Here is a 17,025-nt window from a genome sequence, read left to right as displayed (position 1 = left end):
GGCTCTTTTTTCGACTTTTGGGGGAGAGAATGAAAGGTAGGAGAAAGTATAATGTCAGATAATTATCGTTCTCGTACAGAACGAAATCATGTAAAAAATCAAGAGAAAAAAACAAATAAAGAAGAAAAACCAAAGAAAAAAGGCTCCTTTTTCAAGAAATTCCTTATAGGTTGTCTACTTCTTGGTATCGTTGGTCTTGTAGCCGGCGTTTCCGCTTTCTTTGTTATGGTAAAGGACGCTCCAAAATTAGATAAATCCAAACTTGTTAATCCTTTATCAACAAAGTTTCTTGATAAAAACGGAAATTTCTTCTATGAATACGGTGCTGAAAAACGAACGCATGTTACTTATGATCAAATTCCAAAAGTAGTTGAAAATGCATTCCTTGCAACTGAGGATTCGCGTTTCTATGATCATAATGGAATTGACTTTAAACGAACTACAAAAGCAGTTATGGAAAATGTCACTGGTGGTTTCGGTTCCCAAGGTGGTAGTACGATTACACAGCAAGTCGTTAAGAACTATTTTCTAACGATGGATAAAACCGCTAAGAGAAAAGTACAAGAATGGTACTTATCTTATAAATTAGAGCAACAATACTCTAAACATGAGATTTTAGAAATGTACTTAAATAAGATTAATTTAGGTAACCGTTCATATGGTATTGCGACAGCAGCGCAAAAATATTATGGTAAAGATTTAAAAGACTTGCAATTACATGAAGCTGCTATGCTCGCTGGTTTACCCCAAGGTCCAAACATTTATGATCCAACAAAAAAGGAAAATGTTGAACGAGCAACAAATCGTCGTAATGTCGTATTGTCATTAATGAATCGACATGGTTATATAACAAAAGAAGAAATGAATAACGCCGTTAAGATCCCAGTAACAGAGGGCCTTCAACCGTCTTCAGAAGTAACTGAGATGAAGTATCAAGCATTTTTAGATGCGGTTGTAACAGAAGTTGAAAAAGAATATCCTGATGTAAATATCGGTTCAGATGGTTTAACGATTCATACAACACTTGATCAAGATGCTCAAGATTACGCTGAAAAAATTATGGATGGAAATCTTATTAAGTATCCAAACGATCAATTCCAAGGGTCATTCGTATTTATGGATACACAATCTGGAGAAGTTCGAGCAATTGGTGCTGGACGTAAAGAAAATAAGTCCACTTTCAAAGGTCATAATATGGCAACTAATTTAAAACGCCAAGTTGGTTCAACAATGAAACCTATTTTCGACTACGGTCCAGCGATTGAGAATCTTCAGTGGTCTACTTATCATCAATTAAATGACTCTGAATATACTTATTCTGATGGCACAAAGATTAAAAATGCTACAGGAAGTTTTAAAGGTGACGTTTCACTTCGTGAAGCATTGAAGAAGTCATTAAACATTCCGGCTTTAAAAACAGCTCAAACAGTTGGGCTTAATAAATCAAAAGAGTTTGCTGAAGGTTTAGGCATGACATTTGAAGATGGAGTACATGAATCTACTGCAATTGGTAGTAACGATAGTTCTCCATTAGCAGTAGCAGGTGCATATGCAACGTTTGGTAATAACGGCGTGTATAATAAACCTCATTTCGTAAAAGAAGTAATCTTCCCGGACGGGAAAAAGAAAAGCTTTAAACCGAAGGAACAACGTGCTATGCAAGACTACACAGCTTACATGGTAACTGACGTTCTTCGTGACGTAGTAAAACCTGGTTCTGGTGGTACAGGACCAACAGCATATGTTTCAGGTGTTGACGTAGCAGGTAAAACTGGAACGCAAAACTTTGATGCAAAAGATTTAAAGAAATACGGCATTCCAGCTGATGCAAACAGGGATAGCTGGTTCGCTGGATATACACCACAATATACGATGGCTGTATGGACGGGTTACGTAAAGAACGGTCCAGAAAACTACATTAGTGATCGTTATACTAAAATTGCACAGCAAATGTTCCAAGTAATGATGAGCAAATTCGCTACAGATAAATCACGCTTTGAACGTCCTTCTTCTGTTCAAGAAATAAACGGAGAACTATACGTAAAAGGTGCGAAAAAAGATGCAATTAAAGAAATTAAAGTAGATGCCCCTAGTGGTCTGAATGTCACTTTCGATGGCGCTAGCACAGTTACACTAAACTGGTCTGGACCAGCAGAAGTTGATGCATACGCAGCCAGCTATAAAGCAACTGACGGTTCAAGTGGTAGCCTATCAATAAGTGGTACGACAGCTACTCTTGGTGGTATTAAACCAGGTGTTACTTACAGCTTCTCTGTAGTAGCGAAAAAAGGCACTGGCACAAGCCCAGCAGTTGGTGCATCCTTCACTGCGCCTGGCGGAACTCCAGATGCGAAAAAAGCTGAAGAAGAGGCTAAGAAAAAGGCCGATGAAGAAGCTAAGAAAAAAGCTGATGAGGAAGCCCAGAAAAAGGCTAATGAAGATAAAGTAAAACAAGACGAAGCTAAGAAAAAAGCTGAAGAAGAGGCTAAGAAACAACAAGAACAGCAACAAGAACAACAACGTAAACAGCAAGAAGAAGCTCAAAAGAAAGCTGATGAGGAAGCTAGAAGAAAAGCTGAAGAAGAAGCTAAGAAAAAAGCTGAAGAAGAAGCTAAGAAGAAAGCTGAAGAAGAGGCCAAGAAAAAAGCTGAAGAAGAAGCTAAGAAACAACAAGAACAGCAACATCAAAATACCGGAGGAGATACACCTCACGCAGACGGTACTGTTATTACAACAGAGTCCTAATAAACAAAAAAGAAGTCCGTTTCTCTTAACGAGAAGCGGACTTCTTTTTTGTTATCATTTTCTTTACATATAGCTTTTCTATTTCGATATACAACTGCGCTAATTGAATATAAGAATGATAATTACTCGGTTTCTTTATTATGAATGAATATCTTTCCATAAAATTAACAGGTTGCACTTTTAATTTATTCGTATTTATTTGCATTTCATTCAAACTATGAACAGGTTGCTCATTTAGCCAATAGACAACCGATAACAAGTGAGCTGCAAAAAGAATCATTGGCTCCTCAGCCTCTTGCTTATTTCTATTTCGAAACAGTATAGCAATGTCTTCATGCTTATTTTTCCATACATTCAACATCGCTGGAATACTGTTTTCAATTTCCTTCCATGGCTCATACTGTCTTTCAATATCAAATATAAAGTAAGTATTTTGTATTATTTCTTCAAAAGACTCGTCTGTATGATACTCAATTGAATTTACGCTTTCTTTAAAAAATGGTAAGCAGTGAAATTCTTTCGGTATTTCTATAACTCGCTCCATCCCTTATTTCACCTTCATTCGCTTCTTTCCTTCACGACATACTTCTAACAGTCTGCACTCCTCACATTGCGGTCGTTGTGCTTTACAATGATAACGTCCAAAGAAAATCATACGATGATGCGTAACCCCCCACTCATCCATCGGTACTTTCTTCATTAACGTTTTTTCTACTTCTAACACAGAATCTTTCCATCTACAAATCGCTAATCGTTTACTCACTCGCTCCACATGTGTATCAACAGCAATTGCAGGAATCCCAAACGCTACGGAAACTACAACATTCGCTGTTTTCCTTCCTACACCGGGTAATTTCGTAAGTTCATCTCGATCGCTCGGTACCTCCCCATTATAGTCATCTAATAACATTCGGCATAATTTTTGAATGTTTTTTGCTTTATTTCTATACAATCCGATAGAGCGTATATCTTGTTGTAATTCTTCTAGAGAAACACTTAAATAATCTTCTGGTGTTTTATATTTTTGAAATAAATTTCTTGTCACTTTATTTACAAGTACATCTGTACATTGTGCAGATAACGCCACCGCGATTACAAGTTCAAATGGATTATCATGAACCAATTCACAATGCGCTTCTGGATACATATCCGCCATTGTGTCTAAACAATAACGGATTTGCGTTTTGTTAAGCATATTTCTCCTCCTATATTACTGCTCCAACCAATTATAAAAAGGCACTTTTCCAGTAAATTTCGTCTCTTGTTTTGTCATTTGTTGTGCTCTTTGTTGATTCGCTCTAAATTTTTGACCTTGATTTTGAGCCTGATCTACCGTTTTAATTCCATTCTTTTTCCACTCAAATAAAATACGATCAATATATCGGAAATTTAGTTTCCCACTCATTACAGCTTCTCTAAGAGCCGCTTGAATTAAATTTGGATGATGTTGATCTTGGTCCTCCCACATTCCTAACGTTTCACATTCGAACGGCGAAAGTGGTCTTCCAAATTCTTTTTCAAATACTGTATATAAATTTACTTGCAGCTGTTTTTTTTCTTTTTGCTCTTCCTCTATTGATTCATCCATTAAGAAATGTAATATTTTTTCCCATAACGGTTGTAAAGAATAACTTTCGCACATCATCGCTTCTGATCTTTGTCCACCTTCTAGTGATAAAAAACCTTTTTGAATCAACACTTGAATTACTTCCATACATTTCATTTCCGTTATCGTCATCCGTTCAGAAATCTCTGAAGGAGTCGGAAACGAATTACCTGATTCTAAAAATGTGTGTACATGAAGTACAACCATAAATTCCGTCTCATTTAAACCTAATTTTTTATAATGCATCATAAGCAATTTTGGAATTGCAATGCTTCCCTGCTCAAACCACTGTAGCATCATTTTCTTTTTCATCACCAAACACCTCGCTCTCTAGTATAACACACCTTTAGCTATTTCTTTTTGCCACAATTCGTCAAAAAAACCTCCCCATCAATAGGGAGGTTTTTTATATTACATGAATGAAATATAAAATTAAGCTTGCACTTTACTTTTCATAAATGTATGGATGCGTTCTAATGCTTTCTCTACTTGTTCAAGAGATGTCGCATATGATAAACGAACATTATTTGGAGCACCAAATCCTGTACCTGGTACAAGAGCCACTTTTTCCTCTTCTAATAGAGCCTTTGCCCAATCATCAACTGTTGCATATCCTGATAAAGCTACAGCTTCTTTTACGTTAGGGAATAAGTAAAATGCACCTTGCGGTTTAATACAAGTAAAGCCAGGGATTTGAATTAATTTATCATAAATGATGTTTAATCTCTCTTCAAAGGCTTGACGCATTGTTTCCACAGGTTCTTGTGAGCCTGCATATGCCGCAATTGCGCCGTATTGAGCGATTGAAGTAGGGTTTGACGTACTATGACTCGCTAAGTTCGTCATCGCTTTAATAAGCTGCTTATTTCCTGCTGCATATCCAATACGCCATCCTGTCATAGAATGAGATTTAGATACACCATTAATAATAAGTGTTTGTTCTTTTAATGCATTAGAAAGCTGGGCAATTGAAGTATATTCTACGCCACCATAAATTAATTTTTCATAAATTTCATCAGAAACGATTAAAATATCATGTTCTAAACATACTTCTCCAAGCTGTTGTAATTCTTCTTTGCTATAAATCATTCCTGTTGGGTTGCTCGGTGAATTAATAATAACTGCTTTCGTTTTCTCTGTAATTGCCTCACGCAGCTGCTTTGCTGTAATTTTGTACTCATTGTCTTCTAAACCTTCTACATAAACCGGCTTACCGCCAGCAAGCTTTACTTGCTCTGGATAGCTTACCCAGTAAGGAGTTGGAATGATAACTTCATCTCCCTCATCAAGTAATACTTGGAATAATGTATATAATGCATGCTTTGCGCCATTACATACAATAATTTCAGATGGATCATACGCAATACCTTGATCGCGAGTAAATTTCTTCACAATTTCTTGTTTTAACGATTGTAGTCCACCTGTTGGTGTATACTTCGTATGCCCTTCTAACATCGCTTTATGTGCAGCATCCATAATATGCTCTGGTGTATTAAAGTCAGGTTCCCCTGCCCCTAATCCAATTACATCATGACCCTCTGCTTTTAATGCTTGTGCCTTTGCTGTAATTTCTAAAGTTGAAGACGGTGTTAAAGCAGCTACTCGCTTTGCTAATTTCATTTGTAGTTCCCCCTACATCTATTTTTCAATGCTATATCGTCTTAAAAATTTTCCATCTTTAAATTCAAGATAGTAATAACTATAACGATTGTCATCATCAATATATGTAACTTCCCATAGTGGTACATCATTTTCAAAGCCTAATTTCACTTTCATAATCTCTTTCGGCTTACTTTTTGATTCCTTACTTTCATTGCCGACTTGTTCTAATGTTCTTTGTATAGCCTCTTTTTCAGAAATACCTTCGCTCTTTTTCCTTACTACAGTATCCCCTTTTTTCTCCGGCACCCAAACGATAAGTTGTTCTCCCTTTTCATCTGTACCTTGCACGACTATATATGCAGATTTTCCGTTGTAATAATCAACAGATTTCACCTTTGTAAGCTTTGCTTTTTCTTTAGCAATTTCTACAAATTTCGACTCTTTTGGAATTTTCTTCCCCATTGCTTTATTATAAACATACGCCCCATATATTCCGCTAGCAACGATAACAATAATGATTGCAAAGATCCACTTTTTCATTGTATCACTACGTTCTGTAAATCGTAAATACAGCTGTTTCTTTATCTTTTTCGTCTAATGCTAGTCCGAACATGAGGTCCTGCTCTTTTAACGTACGATTCAAACTATCAACAATTTTATACAAATCAGACGAATATTTAATACGCGTCGTTGATAGTACTTCGATTTTCTTCTCCATGAAAAAACTCCTCCGTTACACAAAAATTTCTAATTATAGAAGAACGCAATGCGGTTACAATAAGAGTACATTCTTTACAACCCCTGCTTCATCACCCATCTATTATAGCAGGACATGTACAGCAAAAAAAGGTTTCAAGTCGAAAACCAACACATTTTGTATACAAGAAGTAAGAAAAATAAAATTCCTCCTACCCACATTTTTTACGCCTGAAGTTTATAAATACTTCAGGCGTATTTTTCTTCCATTTTTATTCATTTGATGGTTCTTCTAATTGTACTAATAATTCTTCTAATGGTCCTTCATAAAGAGGTACGTTAGGAATCGATTGTAGAAATCGTTTTCCATAGGAAGAACTCGTCAAACGACGATCTAACACTACTACCGTTCCTGTATCTGTATTCGTTCGAATTAAGCGGCCGAATCCTTGTTTGAAACGTAATATTGCTTGTGGCAGCGCTAATTTAGCGAATACATCCTCACCTTGATTTTTTAGCCACTCACCTTTCGCTTCCATCATCGGCTGATGAGGCGGCGTAAATGGTAGACGGACAATAACAAGACAACTTAAGGCATCTCCTGGAATATCTATCCCTTCCCAGAAACTGCTCGTCCCTAATAAAATTGATTTGTCGAACTCTTGAAACTTTCGAATTAAACGGCTTCGACTTCTATTATTCACACTTTGTGTGAGTAATAAATAACCCTCTAATTCATCATTATTTTTTAAATTCGCATACGCTTCTTTTAACATTTCATACGAAGTGAATAAAACAAGCATTCTGCCCTTTGTGGCTTTCGCTATCTTTGCAATATGTTCCGATACAGATTCAATATATCGCTCATTACTTACTTGCTTAATAAAAGGTACATCCGTTGAAACCATTAATTTCATTTGTTCATCATAACGAAATGGCGATGGAACCTTTAAAGTATTTGGAGCGAAATCATGTAAACCAAGTTCCTCTTTTATATAATCAAACGTATCGTTAACTGTTAGTGTTGCGGATGTAAAAATAACACTCTTTTTTTCTGTTAAAAATTCATCAGCAAATCTTTCACCAATATGAACAGGCTGTGCATATAGAACTGTTGAATGAATCGTCCCTTTCGTTTCAGTCTCCATCCAAGTTACATACGAATTCTTTTCTAATACGAGTAACTGTAATGATTCTGCCATCTTTCTCAGCAACTCAATTAAATGCATAAATTCACCTGTTACAACATGCATCTCCCATTCTAACTTACTTTGCAATATATCCACTTGCTTCTCAAGAGCAGTTACTACCCTTCTTAATTCATATATAAAACGATTTGTTAATTCAACGATACTATCCCACAACTTACCTTTTTCTAGTTCTGCGTTATACCTATAGATGAGCGGCATATTATTCGTTCCTTGTTCTTGCTTTGTTTGTTTAAATATAAAAGTACGTAACATTTGGAAGAGTTCATCCGCATCAAACTTAAGTTCCTTCAAACTATAACTTATCATACGGAAAGTTGAACGAGATGCTTGCTCTGATTTTTTCATCATTTTATATACTTTGGAGAGTACATCTTCTGTTTCTAGCGTCCCAAGACGAGATATAACCAATTGAAAATACATACAAGAGAACTGCTCACCCAATGTTCTACTCGCAGCTTCTTCAATATGGTGAGCTTCATCAAAAATAATATGTTCGCATGAAGCAAACAGCGGTTCTTCACTTGAAAAATCTTGAAATAATAACGCATGATTTGTGATAACGATATCTGCAAATAAAGCTTTATTCTTCGCTCGCTGGTAAAAACAACGACTAAACCAATTACTTTGCATACCGCCTGGACTATACGCATCACTACAAATACGATTCCAAAGTAACTTTCCGCCCTCAGGAATATTTAATTCGTCTTGATCACCCGTTTCAGTCTGCAATAGCCAAACTAAAATCTTCGCCTTCGTAAGTGCCATATCATAATTTTTCTCTTCCTCTTGTAAAGCATACTCAAATTTGTGTAAGCAAAGATAATGCTTTCTTCCTTTAAGAAGAGCTACCTCAAATGAAAATGGCATTATTTTTTGTAATAACGGTATTTCTTTTTCTAATATTTGTTGTTGGAGTTGTACCGTTTGTGTACTTATAATGACAGGTTCTTCTTTTCTCTTTGCAAAATAAAGACTAGGAAGCAAATATGCAAGAGTCTTTCCTGTTCCTGTACCGGCTTCAATTAGTGAAAAACGAGAATCTCTTAACGCCGTATATATCTCTTTCATCATCAGTTGTTGACTTTCTCTTCTTTCAAACTTTGGCATATGTGATTCCAATTTATCCATCGTTTTATTCAAGAAAGCATCAAACTTTGATGAACACGTTTCTCCAAGGTTTAAGGAATAGTTCCGCTTTTTCAGCGCAATATTTCGATGTATTTCATACTCCGCTATATCTTCTTTACCATTCATTACTTTCTTTAAAATATTTTCAGAAAGCACATCAGCTATATCACTTTGGAACACATCGCTTAATTCATAAAGCGATTGCAACGTGACAAGTGGTAACTTTTCAATTTCATTTAAAAATTGTAAAAATAATTCCGCTGTTGCAAGAGCATCACTATCCGCACGATGTGGTTGATCATGTTCTAGTTCATGCTTCTTAGCTAAATCACGTAATTTATAACTATCAGCTGTCGGCAAAAGAATTTGAGCCAATTCAACCGTGTCGATTTTAGGACAATGTATTTCTGTATATCCAGCCTGTCTTAATTCTTCATTTAAAAAATTCCAATCAAAGTGAACATTATGCGCAACGAAAGCCGCACCTTGTAATAGCTCAACAATCATCGGGGCTACATCTTGAAATAACGGGGCTTGCTTTACAAGACTTTCATCAATCCCTGTTAATTCTGTAATAAATGGTGGGATCTCTCTCTTTGGGTTAACAAAAGACGAAAAAATCTCCAATATCTCTCCATCTTCTACTACAACAGCTGCAATTTGGGTAATTTTATCCTTCCCATCTTTCCAGGAGTTCCCTGTCGTCTCTAAATCAACAACGACATAACGCTTACTCATATATGTAACACCTCAATTTCTTACCTTTCAAACAACAATAATTTATATAATGTTACTATACCACGTTTTATCTCATCTTAATGAAAAGATGCACAAAAAAGCTATCTCCGCAATGGAGATAGCCTTTCTACTTATAATATCGTACCCGCTTTTTCAGCACCTAACATTTCAATAATTTGATTATTATCGTCTAGTACTGCAATTTTGGGTTCTTGTTTATGAACCTCTTCTTCCGTAACTAGCCCATAACAAATAATAATTACTTTGTCCCCTGGTTGTACAAGCCTTGCCGCAGCACCGTTTAAACAAACAACACCACTACCGCGTTCCCCTTTAATAACGTATGTCTCTAAACGAGCACCATTATTATTATTTACAATTTGGACTTTTTCGTTTTCTACAATATTTACTGCATCCATTAAATCTTCATCAATTGTAATACTACCTACATAATTTAAATTTGCCTCCGTTACAGTTGCACGATGTAACTTTGCTCTCATCATTGTGCGAAACATAGGTGCTCCCCCTTATTTAACCGTTAATGTTATATTGTCAATTAATCTTACATTTTCAAACTTAACTGCAATAGCTAAAATGATTCGTCCTTCGACTTTCTCTACCATTGTTAATGACGGATATGCATATAAATCCGCATAATCTACAGTGCCTTTCGTATGCGTCTCAATATACTCTTTCACAAGATTTGTAATGATTTCCGGATTACGTTCACCTACCTCAATTCTTTCTTTCGCTATACATAGGCTGCGGTATAAATGAAGAGCCTCTTCACGTTCATCTTGTGATAGGTACACGTTACGAGAACTTTTCGCTAATCCATCTTCTTCCCTTACAATATCAACTGGTACGATTGTAACCGGAATATTGAAATCAGTTACAAATCCTTCAATTACTGCAACTTGTTGAGCATCTTTCATACCGAAATAAGCACGCGTTGGCAGCGTAATATTAAATAGTTTCATTAGTACAGTTGCAACACCAGCAAAATGACCAGGTCTTTGTTGACCGCATAATACGTCCGTGCGCTTCACAACCTCTACTGTTGTTGTTTGTTCTGCTGGATACATTTCTTCTACACTCGGATAAAATAAATAATCTACACCGTTTTCTTTTGCTACATTTTCATCTCTATTAATATCACGAGGATATCGATCTAAATCTTCATTTGGGCCAAATTGCAGCGGGTTTACAAATACACTTAAAACTACAATTTCATTTTCTTCTCTTGCCTTACGTAATAAGGTAGCATGCCCTTCATGTAAATAACCCATCGTTGGAACAAAACCAATACTCTTTCCACTTGCACGAAGTTCGTTTGTAATTTGCTGCATCTCTTGCACTGTAGTTACGATTTTCATTATTGTTTTCCTCCGTATAACGCTAAGCATTCTTCCTCTTTCATTGTGAACGAATGTTTTTCTTCAGGAAATTGCCTTGTCTTTACTTCAGTAACATATTGTGAAATCCCACGCACAATCTCCTCTTGAACAGATGTATATTGCTTCACAAATTTCGGCACACGATTCACGCCGTATGAGATAAGATCATGATAAACAAGCACTTGCCCATCTACTTTTTGTCCTGCACCAATCCCAATTGTCGGTATTGTTAGTTGCTCTGAAATAAGTTCTGCTAACTGCATTGGTACACATTCTAACACAAGCGCTATTGCACCAGCTTCTTCACATTTCTTTGCATCTTCTATTAATTTCTTTGCACTCTCCGCATCTTTTCCTTGCACTTTATATCCACCCAATACTCCTACAGATTGAGGGGTTAAACCTAAATGCGCTACAACAGGAATTCCTGCGTTCGTCAAATATTGAATCGTTGATATAACTTCTCCAGCACCTTCTACCTTCAGTGCATGCGCCCCGCTCTCTTGAACGATGCGGCGTGCATTCACCATCGTTTCTTGTAATGATACGTGATACGACATAAATGGCATATCAGTTACAATAAACGTCTCTTTCGCTCCGCGGCGTACAGCTTTCGTATGATGAATCATATCCTCTACTGTTACAGGTACTGTTGAATCGTATCCGAGTACAACCATTCCAAGAGAATCTCCAACTAAAATCATATCAACTTCAGCTTCTTCTGCTAATTTAGCAGATGGATAATCATACGCCGTTAGCATTGTAATCGGCTCACCTTGCTCTTTCATCTTCAAAAAATCTGTTTTTGTTTTCAAAAACTACTCCTCCTTTATGCAGGAGAGAGGAGATGGCCGCAATCATATAAAAAACCCCTCTGGCCATAAAAGGGCAGAAGGGTTGTGTGTTAGTCGGCATTATTCATCCCTCTGTCCCAGTCCGTTATTGGATCAAGGCAGAATCCAAGTTATTATTTTTCGTATTACTTCGAATCATGGTGCAGTTCGCTCTGATACTGCCCACATTCGAACTAATTATAGCAAACTACAAAAGGGAATTACTACATTTTTTTGAAAAAATAATTTTTTATTCTGATTACGGTATATGAAATTTAATAAGAGAGTATATATGCTAGAAAGTGAAACTTTAATCAGCCCGATTCCCACCTAACTTCTTTGCTTCCGCTGAATTTTGAGGTGGAGGTCTTATTGCCCAGTAAATAGCGGGATAAAGTTTTTATAGATAATTCAATCCTGAAAAGATACATGTTTTTTCAGCGCATGTTAAAAAATTCCAAGTTAATTTCTTCTGTAATCAATTTAACTGTATAGTATAACTCTTAAACTAATGATGCAGGTTAATTGAGGAAAAGTACTTAACAAAGGAGAATTGCAGATGTCTATGAACAGGTGGTTATTTCGATTCAGCAGTTTGCTTGTAATGATTGTATGGTGGATGTCTTTAGGATCCTTTCATGTATTTGCCTCAGTTAATGTCGTAACACAACCCACCGATGTAACGAACGTGATTGAGGTTGAACTAAATGATGATTACTTTAATCCAAATGTCATCACGATTCCGCTTGAAGGATCAACAACATTACTATTGAAAAATAAAGGTAAAAACGAGCACACCTTTACAGTGAAAAAACTCGGCATTGACGTCGTAGTTGAGTCAGGAAAAGAAAAGAATATTACCGTGAAACCTAAAAATACTGGTACATATGAATTAATATGTCGATACCATCTCCTTAAAGGAATGGAAGGCAAAGTAATCGTCAAATAACATGCCAGGCCAACTAGACGGAAGATATCTTGAAATGAACTTTAAATATGAAAAGGATTTATTATCATGTTACAAATTTAACTCAAAAATATTGAAATAAAAAGAAGTTCCAAAAGAGGAACTTCTTTTACTTAATTTCGATATCTGCAGAATGAATATGATGTACTTTCCCCTCATGATCCTCCAGAAGTAATACACCATCCTCTGTGATTCCTTTTGCTAACCCCGTAATCGTCTCTCTCATCGTTCGAGCGGTAATTTCTTTCCCGATGCTCACAGCGTAACTTTCCCAAAGAATTTTAATGACAGAGAAACCATTTTGTAAATACTCTTCATATAATTTTTCTAGTTGTAAATAGATTTGTTGCATAAGTTCTGCACGAACAATCGGCTTACCTGATTCAATCGCTAATGAAGTAGCAATGTGCTGAATTTCTTCATCAAAATGTTCTTGCTTTTGATTCGCATTAATACCGATGCCCATAATGACAGCATTAATTTTATCAGGATCCGCTTGCATTTCTGTTAATATACCTACAGCCTTTTTACCTTGAATTAAAATGTCATTTGGCCATTTTATTCCCACGTCTACACCTGTACATTTTTCAATTGCCTGTGCAACACTAACAGCCGCTAACAAAGTAAGTTGCGGTGCATGATGAACTGGAATCGATGGGCGTAAAATAATACTCATCCAAATTCCTGTTCCTTTTGGTGAATGCCATTTTCTGCTTAAACGACCTCTTCCCGCTGTTTGTTCTTCTGCTACAACGATAGTTCCTTCTTCTGCACCTTCATAAGCAAGTTTTGCTGCAATGTGCTGCGTTGATTCAACAGTTTCTTCAAAATACACTGTTCTACCAATTCGCTTCGTTTGTAGCCCTAACTGAATTTCATTAGCAGTCACTTTGTCTGGCTTACTTGCAATTCGGTAACCTAATCGGCGCACAGCTTCAAGTTCATATCCCTCACTCCGGAGATCTTCCATATGTTTCCACACAGCAGTTCTTGAACAACCAAGTTTATCACTAATCGTTTGGCCGGATACAAACTCGCCATCCGCTTCAGAAAAAACTTGTAATAACTGCTTTCTTATAGTAGATTGCATCCTTGCAGCCACTCCCTTATACGCTCTTTCTCATTAACTACGTTTCCTTTTACAATTGCTTCCTCGATTTTCTGAAGCATGTCAGCAACCCACGGACCAGGCTTTTTGTTTGCCCAGTTTAATAAATCATTACCAGTCACATTCATTTCTTGACGACCCTGGATTGGCAATGCATGAAACATTGATTGTACTCGTTTAACAGATGTAGGATCATAGCTTTCAATCATCGCTTCATATACTCTCTCTGCCATTTCAGCGATATAAATTCCCGTTTTATAAAGAAGGACTGTATCCCAATCCTTCTCCTTTCTAGTACGGATTGCCAATAAAACTGCAACAATATCTTTTATTTTTTTATTCGAAAACTTCCATTGACGTAGAAAGACAGATGGATGTTCTTCTCCGATACAATATAAGAAAAATGCCCACGCCTCAATATCCGTTTCGAAAGAATCCCATTTATACTGCGTAGCTTTTAACAGTCTCTCTTCTGACATTTGTAAATATGGCAAATGAGAAAATAGCTTCGTCTCTACTAATTCTTTGAGACCTTTCACACAATATGTACCAGTTAACAATTTCTCAAACTCTACTGTAATGCGCTCAATTGCTATATGTTCTAGCAAATGTCCATACGTTTCAATCGCTTGCTTCGTTTTCGTTTCTAATGAAAAACCTAACGCGCTTACAAACCGAATACCACGCATCATTCGCAGGGCATCTTCTTGAAAACGATCCGCAGCATTTCCAACTGTCACAATTTCTCTCTGTTGAATGGCTTCCTGTCCAGCAAATAAATCAACCATTTCGCCTTCTTCTGTCATAGCAATTGCATTCATCGTGAAATCACGACGTTTTAAATCCTCTTCTAATGAACGAACAAATTGAACACTACTAGGTCTTCGAAAATCTTCATATTCGCTTTCTGTTCGAAAAGTAGTTACCTCATAAGGCTCACCATTTTCTAAAACAATTACAGTTCCATGCTCAAGACCAACAGGAACATTTCTTGGGAATATAGCCATCACTTCTTCTGGTAAAGCAGATGTCGCAATATCAATATCTCCAATCGGCCTATCGATAATAAGATCTCGCACGCTCCCACCAACAAAGTAAGCCTCATGTCCTTGTTGTTTTAATGTCTCAATAATAGAACTAGCTTTTTTAAATCTTTCCATTTTTGTCATCCCTTAGTACGTCATAGTAAATCGTTTCATATTGTGAAACAATTTTTTCTGAGCGAAATTGCTCATAAACACTTTCTCTTGCTCGTTCTGCCATATTACGGTGAAGTTCCTCGTCCTTTAATAGCTGAGTAGCTTGATTTGCCACTCCTGTTGTATCGCCAACTTCACATAAATATCCTGTTTCCCCGTGTTGAATAACCTCTGGAATACCTCCAACCCGTGTTCCGATACAAGGTACACCACACGCCATTGCTTCTAATAAAACAAGACCAAAACTTTCCTTCTCTGATAGAAGCAACATTAAATCACTCATCGCAAGTAGTTCTGCAACATTATCTTGCTTCCCTAGGAATAAAACACGATCTTCAATATGTAAATTCTTCACTATCTGTAAAATCGTACAGAATTCTGGTCCGTCTCCAACAAGAAGCAACTTCGCATCTACTTCTTTAACAATTTTAGCAAATGCCTCAACAACATCCTGCACACGTTTCACTTTACGGAAATTCGAAATATGAATAAGTACTTTTTCACTCTCACTTATACCGTATTCTTTCTTTAATTGAGACATATTACGTTTGAAATATACACGTTCGTCTATAAAGTTATATACCGTTTGAATTTCTTTACTTGGTTTTACAAGCTCATGCGTTTCGTTAATTAATGAATGAGAGACAGCAGTAACAACATCCGATTGCTCAATACCAAAACGAATTAAATTATTTAACGAAGGGTCGGAACCTAACACAGTAATATCTGTTCCATGCAAGGTTGTAACAATTTTAATACGCTCTCCGATCATTTGTTTTGCTAAATATGCACAAATTGCATGTGGTATTGCGTAATGCACATGTAAAATGTCTAAGTTTTCTCTTTGTGCAACCTCTGCCATTTTACTTGCTAACGCTAAATCGTATGGTGGATATTGAAATACAGAGTACTGGCTTACCGTCACTTCATGAAAATATATGTTTGGATATACTTTATTTAACCGGAATGGTAAACCCGATGTAATAAAGTGAATTTCATGCCCGCGTTCCGCCAATTGCTTTCCTAATTCTGTTCCAACAACTCCAGAACCACCTACAGAAGGATAACATGTAATACCTATTTTTAATTTCATTTACATCCCCCTAATAAATCAGCATGTAATAAAACCGGTTTCTTACTCATAAATCCCTCGGCATACAAGACTCCAACTTCTTTTCCAAACATCTTCTCACGAGCAATCACAGTTTCAACGTATCCTTCTGTTAACGGTGTCTTAACCCCATCACTTCCTGTTGAAAATTGACTTTCATATGCTTCTAATGCTTCCACCTTTATAGAGAGGTACTCACTTATATCTATACAAAAATTCGGTTTATGAAAACCATTAATCATATAATTATAAAAAGACTCCACACGATGTGGTGAAAGTTCCGGCATATATTTACGGATTCCTGCTGAAAAAATAGCCTCTTCCACAAGCTTTGCACAATTTGCATGATCTGGATGACGATCTTCATAGTATGGCGCAAAAACTAGTTTTGGTTTATATGTACGGATCACCTTGACAATTTCACGTATATACTCTTCTTTCATATACAAACCACGGTCTGGCATCGCTAAATTCAGCCTCGTTTTTACTCCCATTATACGAGCTGCGACCTCTGCTTCTTCTTTTCTCAACTCTATCGTTCCATTGGAAGAAAGATCAGCTTCTGTTAAATCACAAATACCTACTTCATACCCTTGCTTTGTATATTTAGCGATGGTACCAGCCATGCCGATTTCAACATCATCGGCATGAGCACCAAACGCTAATATATGTAATCCACTCATA

General features: G+C 36.6%; 16 protein-coding genes. 2 read left to right on the top strand and 14 right to left on the bottom strand.

Going from position 1 to position 17,025, the window contains the following annotated elements; translation table 11 throughout:
* Positions 1-51: 51 nt before the first annotated feature.
* Complete coding sequence (locus N2V79_RS07995; RefSeq protein ID WP_098127128.1) at positions 52-2,745, top strand: PBP1A family penicillin-binding protein; 2,694 nt, start codon at positions 52-54, stop codon at positions 2,743-2,745.
* Positions 2,746-2,770: 25 nt separating this feature from the next.
* Here the strand turns inward: N2V79_RS07995 and N2V79_RS07990 are convergent, their stop codons facing one another.
* The 10 genes from N2V79_RS07990 to panB form a co-directional block, all read right to left on the bottom strand.
* Complete coding sequence (locus N2V79_RS07990) at positions 2,771-3,289, bottom strand: YpoC family protein (RefSeq protein ID WP_340719764.1); 519 nt, start codon at positions 3,287-3,289, stop codon at positions 2,771-2,773.
* Positions 3,290-3,292: 3 nt separating this feature from the next.
* Entirely contained in the window at positions 3,293-3,940 is a 648-nt protein-coding gene (gene nth, locus N2V79_RS07985) for an endonuclease III (protein ID WP_000933035.1), read from the bottom strand.
* Between the two features lie 15 nt (positions 3,941-3,955).
* Positions 3,956-4,663: a DNA replication protein DnaD gene (gene dnaD / locus N2V79_RS07980; protein ID WP_098867751.1), complete on the bottom strand. Its 708-nt coding sequence runs from the start codon at positions 4,661-4,663 to the stop codon at positions 3,956-3,958.
* A 120-nt stretch (positions 4,664-4,783) separates the two neighbouring features.
* Complete coding sequence (gene aspB, locus N2V79_RS07975) at positions 4,784-5,971, bottom strand: aspartate transaminase AspB (protein WP_000761571.1); 1,188 nt, start codon at positions 5,969-5,971, stop codon at positions 4,784-4,786.
* A gap of 18 nt (positions 5,972-5,989) precedes the next feature.
* Positions 5,990-6,493: a cell wall elongation regulator TseB-like domain-containing protein gene (locus tag N2V79_RS07970; RefSeq protein ID WP_000758740.1), complete on the bottom strand. Its 504-nt coding sequence runs from the start codon at positions 6,491-6,493 to the stop codon at positions 5,990-5,992.
* A gap of 7 nt (positions 6,494-6,500) precedes the next feature.
* Complete coding sequence (locus tag N2V79_RS07965) at positions 6,501-6,671, bottom strand: YpmA family protein (RefSeq protein WP_000412179.1); 171 nt, start codon at positions 6,669-6,671, stop codon at positions 6,501-6,503.
* 250 nt (positions 6,672-6,921) lie between these two features.
* On the bottom strand, positions 6,922-9,726 hold the full coding sequence (gene dinG, locus N2V79_RS07960) for an ATP-dependent DNA helicase DinG (RefSeq protein ID WP_000044967.1): 2,805 nt from the start codon (positions 9,724-9,726) through the stop codon (positions 6,922-6,924).
* A gap of 131 nt (positions 9,727-9,857) precedes the next feature.
* Positions 9,858-10,241 (bottom strand): aspartate 1-decarboxylase, encoded by a 384-nt coding sequence (gene panD / locus N2V79_RS07955; RefSeq protein WP_000490186.1) that lies wholly within the window; start codon positions 10,239-10,241, stop codon positions 9,858-9,860.
* 12 nt (positions 10,242-10,253) lie between these two features.
* On the bottom strand, positions 10,254-11,102 hold the full coding sequence (gene panC / locus N2V79_RS07950; protein WP_053564883.1) for a pantoate--beta-alanine ligase: 849 nt from the start codon (positions 11,100-11,102) through the stop codon (positions 10,254-10,256).
* Positions 11,102-11,938, bottom strand: a complete 837-nt coding sequence (gene panB / locus N2V79_RS07945) for a 3-methyl-2-oxobutanoate hydroxymethyltransferase (protein ID WP_000851108.1) — start codon at positions 11,936-11,938, stop codon at positions 11,102-11,104. The genes panC and panB overlap by 1 nt, the downstream gene beginning before the upstream one ends.
* A 577-nt stretch (positions 11,939-12,515) precedes the next feature.
* On the opposite strand from panB, the gene N2V79_RS07940 reads away from it, so the two are divergent.
* Positions 12,516-12,905 (top strand): cupredoxin domain-containing protein, encoded by a 390-nt coding sequence (locus tag N2V79_RS07940; protein ID WP_000062382.1) that lies wholly within the window; start codon positions 12,516-12,518, stop codon positions 12,903-12,905.
* A 127-nt stretch (positions 12,906-13,032) separates the two neighbouring features.
* Here N2V79_RS07940 and N2V79_RS07935 read toward each other — a convergent pair whose 3' ends face one another.
* Genes N2V79_RS07935 through bshB1 form a run of 4 tightly spaced genes read right to left on the bottom strand, consistent with a single transcriptional unit; the run spans position 13,033 to position 17,024 of the window.
* Complete coding sequence (locus N2V79_RS07935; RefSeq protein WP_001192056.1) at positions 13,033-14,013, bottom strand: biotin--[acetyl-CoA-carboxylase] ligase; 981 nt, start codon at positions 14,011-14,013, stop codon at positions 13,033-13,035.
* Positions 13,998-15,191 (bottom strand): CCA tRNA nucleotidyltransferase, encoded by a 1,194-nt coding sequence (locus N2V79_RS07930; protein ID WP_000439311.1) that lies wholly within the window; start codon positions 15,189-15,191, stop codon positions 13,998-14,000. Before N2V79_RS07930 ends, N2V79_RS07935 begins: the two co-directional genes overlap by 16 nt.
* Complete coding sequence (bshA, locus tag N2V79_RS07925) at positions 15,178-16,323, bottom strand: N-acetyl-alpha-D-glucosaminyl L-malate synthase BshA (protein ID WP_088022023.1); 1,146 nt, start codon at positions 16,321-16,323, stop codon at positions 15,178-15,180. Before bshA ends, N2V79_RS07930 begins: the two co-directional genes overlap by 14 nt.
* Positions 16,320-17,024, bottom strand: coding sequence for a bacillithiol biosynthesis deacetylase BshB1 (gene bshB1, locus N2V79_RS07920; RefSeq protein WP_000015660.1), 705 nt, complete (start codon positions 17,022-17,024; stop codon positions 16,320-16,322). Before bshB1 ends, bshA begins: the two co-directional genes overlap by 4 nt.
* Position 17,025: the final 1 nt, after the last annotated feature.

Source organism: Bacillus sp. CH_70, assembly GCF_038007045.1.
Taxonomy (GTDB): domain Bacteria; phylum Bacillota; class Bacilli; order Bacillales; family Bacillaceae_G; genus Bacillus_A; species Bacillus_A cereus.
The sequence above is the reverse complement of the archived record's forward strand: the minus strand, read 5'-3'. Positions and strand labels throughout refer to the sequence as shown.